Raw genomic sequence first — 6,721 nt, forward strand, 5'->3', positions numbered from 1 at the left:
CGATCTTTTGATCTTGATCTTAAAAAACTAATCAAAAGATCGCAGCCTGCGGCAGCTCCTACAGGTATTTGTCTGCTCAGTCAGTAGTCGGCAACCACAACCGGAACCGCGCGCCACCCAGCGGCGAACTCTCCACCGTCAGCGTGCCGCCCTGCGCCTCCAGTGCCCGGCGGCTGATGGCCAGGCCCAGACCAAACCCTCCAGTGGCCCGATCGCGGCTGCGGTCGAGTCGATAAAACGGTTCGAAGATCCGCTCGCGTTCGTCATCGGGAATGCCGATGCCGTCATCATCCACCCAGATCTCGCAACCATCAGCGTTGACCTGCACGCCGATCTGAATGCGTTTTTCGCAGTAACGCATGGCATTGCGCAGCAGGTTCTGGATCGCCCGGGCGGTGAGGCGCGGATCCAGTGCAAAGCGTTCAAGCTGACCGTGCAACAGGACGTCGATGACGATTTCAGGCGATTCCAGCTCTTCATCGACGCTGCCAAGAATGCTGTCGATGAACTCGTCCAGCGAGACGTCGATTTGCTCAGGCAGTTGTGCCGGGTTCTGCAAGCGGCTGTAAGACAGCAATTCGAGCACCAGTTCATCCAGTTCACGGATGTGCGCGACCAGACCGAGCAAGCGCTCACGACTGGCGGCCGGCAAATCGTCGGACAGCGCCAGCGCCAGGCCGAAATCCAGACGCGTCAACGGTGTACGCAGTTCGTGGGAGACCGCATTGAGCAAGTCGCGTTGCTGGTTGAGCAGGTTTTCGATATCCCCGGCCATGGTGTCGAAAACATTGGCCAGACTGCCGATGTTCGAGCTCGGCGTGATTTTCGTGCGTTCGCTGAGATGGCCCTTACCGAAGCGTTCGGCGGTGCCTTTGAGGCGTTCCAGATCGCGCCAGTGCGGGCGCAGCCACAGCAGCAGGCAGCCCAACAAACTCGCACCGATCAGTACGTTGATGCTCCAGTACAACAGATTGACGTCCAGCGGGTCCGGCGGCACCACCATTTGCACGGCAGTGTCGTTATCCAGCGGCGACACCGCCAGCGTGCGCCAGCCCCAGTCACCAATGCGCACGACGTTTTCGCCACGGCGCAAGCGTTCCTGTTCGATTGCGGTGAAATCGGCACTGTCGATGCGCGCCAGTACGATGTGCAGCGGCTGGAAATCCTTGTCCATCGAGGCGGCAAGCGCCGGCCATTGCGCATGCGGCGTGGCATGGAACTGTTGGGTGATCAGCGATTGCAGGCCGCGCGAGTAGTCGAGGTTATAGGTGACGAAACGCTCGCGGAACGCCATGACCACCAGATCCGGCACCAGATAAATCGCCGCGCTGTAGGAAACGATCGTCACCAGATACAGGCGAAAGAGGATGCGGAACATCAGTTCAGCATTCCCACTCGGAACGGCTGAACAAATAGCCCTTGCCCCACACGGTCTTGATCTTGCGCGCCTCGCCGGCATGGTCGTCGAACTTGCGCCGCAATTTGGAGATCGCCACGTCCACCGAGCGGTCAGTGCCGTTGAACTCGATACCGCGCAGACGTTGCAGAATCTGGTCACGACTGAGCACTTCGCCGGCGTGCCGGGCCAGCACCACCAGCAGGTTGTATTCACCGCTGGACAGTTCGACGGGCTGGTCGCGCCAGGTCACGGTGCGTTCCGACAAGTCGATGCACAGGTTGCCCATGAGGATGCGATCGTTGGCCGTCAGTGGTTCGCCGAGGCTGCTGCGGCGTAGCAGCGTGCGCACCCGGGCCAGCAGCACTCGCGGTTCGCAAGGCTTGGTGACGTAATCGTCAGCGCCCATTTCCAGGCCCAGCACTTGATCGTGGCTGTCGTCGCGGGCGGTCAGCATCAGAATCGGCAGCGTCGCCGAATCGGCCCTGAGCAAGCGACAGACTTGCAGGCCATCGAGCCCCGGCAGCATCAGGTCGAGAATCACCAGATCCGGCGGATTGAGCCGCGCCCGTTCACGCACGTGGTCACCACGGCCGATGACGCTGACCGAATAACCATTGCGTTCGAGGTAGCTGGAAATCAGTTCGGCGAGGGCGGTGTCGTCTTCGACCAGGAGGATGTTGGGCATGGAGGTGTTCCAGAAAGTGCTGTAGCGATCTTGAGGACCTCATCGCGGGCAAGCCCGCTCCCACAGTGTTCCAGGGTGATCACAACATGTGTGTCCACCACCAATCTTTGTGGGAGCGGGCTTGCCCGCGATGGCGATCCGACTGTCGCAATAAATTTCAAGGGCTAAAGGATATACGCCCTCACCCGTCTCTGAGCAAAACCCTTACACAATTTCACACAGCGCCTACAAAGCTTCACCGCTAACCTGCGCGTCTGGTCGTAGGATGCGGCCATCAATATTGGGGGTTGTACATGTCGAACAAACTGCTGGCCGGGCTCGGCCTGATCGCAATGGCGCTGACGCTGAGTGCCTGCGACTCATCCTCGAACGCCGAAGAGCAGGCGCCGCCGGCCACGGTGCGCATCGAGACCATCGAGACCCACCCTCTGACCATCAGCAGCGAACTCAGCGGCCGCATCGTTGCGCCGCGCATTGCCGAAGTACGCGCACGGGTGGCCGGCGTGGTGTTGCAGCGCACTTTCCGTGAAGGCAGCGACGTGAAAAAGGGTGACGTGCTATTCCGCATCGACCCGGCGCCGTTCAAGGCTGACCTCGACAGCGCCGAAGCCGCGCTGCGCAAAGCCGAAGCCAATGCGTTCCAGGCGAAACTGCAGGAGCAACGTTACGCGCAGTTGATCGACGACAAGGCCATCAGCGGTCAGGACTACGACAACGCCCGCGCCAGTGCCCGGCAAACCGCCGCCGATGTTGCCGCCAACAAGGCAGCGGTCGAGCGCGCGAAGCTGAACCTTGGTTACGCCACCGTCACCGCGCCGATTTCCGGGCGCGTCGGGCGTGCGCTGGTGACGGAAGGCGCACTGGTCGGGCAAAACGAAACCACGCCGCTGGCGCTGATTCAGCAATTGAACCCGATCCACGCCGATCTCACCCAGTCCACCCGTGAACTCAACGAACTGCGCCGCGCGTTTCGCTCCGGGCAGTTGCAGGAAGTCGGTCAGGATCAGGTCAAGGCCACGTTGATTCAGGACGACGGCAGCCTGTATCCGTTACCGGGCAAACTGCTGTTCAGCGACATCACCGTCGACCCGGGCACCGGCCAGATCATCCTGCGCAGCGAATTCCCCAACCCGAATCTGGATTTGCTTCCGGGCAGTTTCATCCGCGTGCGTCTGGAGCAGGCGACGATCCAGAACGGCATCACCGTGCCGCAACGCGCCGTGCAACGTGACAGCGCCGGGGTTGCTCAGGTGCTGACCGTCGACGAGCAAATGCGCGTGGCGCAGCAGCCGGTGCAACTCGGTGCGGTGCAGAACAATCGCTGGATCGTTACCGGCGGCCTCAAGCCCGGTGACCGTATCGTCATCGAAGGCCTGCAACACGCCCGCCCCGGCGAAAAAGTGCAGATCGACGACACCCCTCTTCCACTTGCCCAGACCTCTGGTCAGTAAGCAGGACGCTTTCATATGCCGCAGTTCTTTATCGACCGCCCGGTGTTCGCCTGGGTTGTCGCCCTGTTCATCCTGTTGGCCGGTGCGCTGGCCATCCCGCAGTTGCCGGTGGCGCAATACCCCGACGTCGCGCCGCCGCAGATCGAAATCTACGCCGTGTACCCCGGTGCCTCGGCGCAAACCGTTGATGAAAGCGTGGTCAGCCTGATCGAGGAAGAACTCAACGGTGCCGATCACCTGCTCTACTTCGAATCGCAAAGCAGCCTCGGCAGCGCCACGATCAAAGCCACGTTCCAGCCCGGCACCAACCCGGAGCTGGCGCAGGTTGACGTGCAGAACCGCTTGAAAGTGGTCGAGTCGCGCCTGCCGCAAGCGGTCAATCAGCAAGGCTTGCAGGTCGAGAAAGTGTCTTCCGGTTTCCTGTTGCTGATCACCCTGACCTCCAGCGACGGCAAGCTCGATGACGTGGCGCTCAGCGACTATCTGGCGCGCAACGTGATGAACGAGATCAAGCGTCTGGACGGTGTCGGCAAAGCGCAATTGTACGGCGCCGAGCGTGCCATGCGCATCTGGATCGACCCGCAGAAATTGATCGCTTTCAACCTGACCCCGGCTGACGTCAACGAAGCCATCGTCGCGCAGAACGCCCAGGTCTCGGCGGGCAGCATCGGTGATCTGCCGTCGCCGTCGACCCAAGAAATCACCGCGACGATTCTGGTCAAGGGCCAGTTGTCGACGCCACAAGAGTTCGCCGACATCGTGCTCAAGGCCAATCGCGACGGCTCGACCGTGCGCATCGGCGATGTCGCGCGGGTGGAAATCGGCAGTCAGGAATATCAATTCGGCACGCGCCTCAACGGCAAGCCGTCCACCGCCGTTGGCGTGCAGCTGTCACCGGGGGCCAATGCGCTGAACACCGCGACGCTGGTGCGGGCGAAGATGGATGAGCTGTCGCGCTACTTCCCGGCGGGTGTGGAATACAAGATCCCGTACGACACCTCGCCATTCGTCAAAGTCTCGATCACCAAAGTGGTTTACACCCTTGGCGAAGCGATGTTGCTGGTATTTGCAGTGATGTTCCTGTTCCTGCAAAACGTGCGCTACACGCTGATTCCGACACTGGTGGTGCCGGTGGCGTTGATGGGCACCTTCGCCACCATGCTCGCGCTGGGTTTCTCGATCAACGTGCTGACCATGTTCGGCATGGTGCTGGCTATCGGCATCCTGGTGGATGACGCGATTGTCGTCGTCGAAAACGTCGAGCGAATCATGGCCACCGAGGGTTTGTCGCCCAAGGACGCCACGCGCAAAGCCATGACCCAAATCACCGGGGCGATCATCGGCATCACACTGGTGCTGGTCGCGGTGTTTATTCCGATGGCCTTCATGCAAGGTTCGGTCGGGGTGATCTACCAGCAGTTCTCGCTGTCGATGGCCACCTCGATTCTGTTCTCGGCGTTCCTCGCCCTGACCCTGACCCCGGCGTTGTGCGCGACCTTGCTCAAGCCAATCGGCAAAGGCGAGCATCACGAAAAAAGCGGCTTCTTCGGCTGGTTCAACCGTCGCTTCGAAAACCTGACGGATCGTTACGAGGGCTGGGTTGGCTATGCGCTGAAACGGACCGGACGTTATCTGCTGATTTACGTGGTACTGCTGGTCGGACTGGGCCTGTGCTTTATGCGCCTGCCCTCTTCTTTCCTGCCGGTGGAAGATCAGGGTTACACCATCACCGACATCCAGTTGCCACCTGGCGCGACCAAGAACCGCACCGTGGCCGTAGCGGAACAGCTCGAAGCGCATAACGCCGGGGAGCCGGGGATCAGTGACAGTGTGGTGATTCTCGGTTTCAGCTTCTCCGGCAGCGGGCAGAACGCCGCGCTGGCGTTCTCGACGCTAAAGGATTGGTCGCAACGCGGCAGCGATGATTCGGCCAGCTCGATTGCCGACCGTGCCAACGCGGCGCTGAGTGAAATAAAGGACGCCATGGCGTTCTCGGTGTTGCCGCCACCCATTGATGGCCTCGGTACGTCGAGCGGTTTCGAGTTCCGCTTGCAGGATCGCGGCGGCCTCGGCCACGCGACATTGATGCGAGCACGCACCGAACTGCTCGCCGCCGCCGAGAAAAGTCCGGTGCTGATGAACGTCCGTGAAAGTGCCTTGGCCGAAGCGCCGCAGGTGCAATTGATCGTGGATCGCAAACAGGCCAATGCCTTGGGCGTGTCGTTTGCCGACATCGGCAATGCGCTGTCCACCGCCGTGGGTTCGAGTTACATCAATGACTTCCCCAATCAGGGGCGCATGCAACGTGTGGTGGTGCAGGCCGAAGGCGATCAACGCAGCCAGGTCGCCGATCTGCTGAAAATGCACGTGCGCAACAACACCGGGCACATGGTGCCGTTGTCGGCATTCGTGCAAGCCAACTGGATTCAGGGGCCGGCGCAGTTGACCCGGTACAACGGTTATCCGGCGATTGCGATTTCCGGCGAACCGAAACCCGGACACAGCACCGGCGAAGCCATGGCGGAAATCGAGCGACTGGTTGCGCAAGGGCCGAAAGGTTTGGGCCAGGAATGGACCGGGCTGTCGTTGCAGGAACGTTTGTCCGGCAATCAGGCGCCAATCCTGCTCGGGTTGTCGCTGCTGGTGGTGTTCCTGTGTCTCGCAGCGCTGTACGAGAGCTGGTCGATTCCGACTTCGGTATTGCTGGTGGTGCCGCTGGGAGTACTCGGTGCGGTGCTGGCGGTGACGATGCGCGGCATGCCTAACGACGTGTTCTTCAAAGTGGGCCTGATCACCATCATTGGTCTGTCGGCGAAGAACGCGATCCTGATCATCGAGTTTGCCAAGAGCCTCTATGACGAAGGTCACGACCTGATCGACGCGACATTGCAGGCAGCGCGCCTGCGTCTGCGACCGATCGTAATGACGTCGCTGGCGTTCATCCTCGGCGTGGTGCCGCTCGCGATTGCCACGGGTGCCAGCTCGGCGAGTCAGCAAGCGATCGGCACCGGGGTGATCGGCGGAATGATCACTGCCACGCTGGCAGTCATCTTCGTCCCCGTGTTCTTCGTCGTCGTCATGAAGCTCGTACAACGTTTCACCAAGCCCCACTGATCCAAATGTAGGAGCTGCCGCAGGCTGCGATCTTTTGACTTTGCTCTTATAAGATCAAAAGATCGCAGCCTG

The 6,721-nt window shown here is 60.9% G+C and carries 4 protein-coding genes; 2 read left to right on the forward strand and 2 right to left on the reverse strand.

What is annotated here, in order from left to right; all coding sequences use genetic code 11:
- Window positions 1-76: 76 nt before the first annotated feature.
- Both EJA71_RS26015 and EJA71_RS26020 read right to left on the reverse strand, forming a co-directional pair.
- Complete coding sequence (locus tag EJA71_RS26015) at window positions 77-1,378, reverse strand: ATP-binding protein (RefSeq protein WP_158960767.1); 1,302 nt, start codon at window positions 1,376-1,378, stop codon at window positions 77-79.
- A gap of 4 nt (window positions 1,379-1,382) precedes the next feature.
- Window positions 1,383-2,084 (reverse strand): response regulator transcription factor, encoded by a 702-nt coding sequence (locus EJA71_RS26020; protein ID WP_158960771.1) that lies wholly within the window; start codon window positions 2,082-2,084, stop codon window positions 1,383-1,385.
- Window positions 2,085-2,377: 293 nt separating this feature from the next.
- Here EJA71_RS26020 and EJA71_RS26025 point away from each other — a divergent pair, with 293 nt between their 5' ends.
- A complete protein-coding gene (locus EJA71_RS26025; protein WP_158960774.1) occupies window positions 2,378-3,535 on the forward strand; it encodes an efflux RND transporter periplasmic adaptor subunit in 1,158 nt (385 codons plus the stop codon).
- Between the two features lie 15 nt (window positions 3,536-3,550).
- Window positions 3,551-6,649, forward strand: a complete 3,099-nt coding sequence (locus EJA71_RS26030) for an efflux RND transporter permease subunit (protein ID WP_158960777.1) — start codon at window positions 3,551-3,553, stop codon at window positions 6,647-6,649.
- Window positions 6,650-6,721 lie beyond the last annotated feature (72 nt).

It is taken from the genome of Pseudomonas sp. PB106, assembly GCF_009764645.1.
GTDB lineage: Bacteria > Pseudomonadota > Gammaproteobacteria > Pseudomonadales > Pseudomonadaceae > Aquipseudomonas.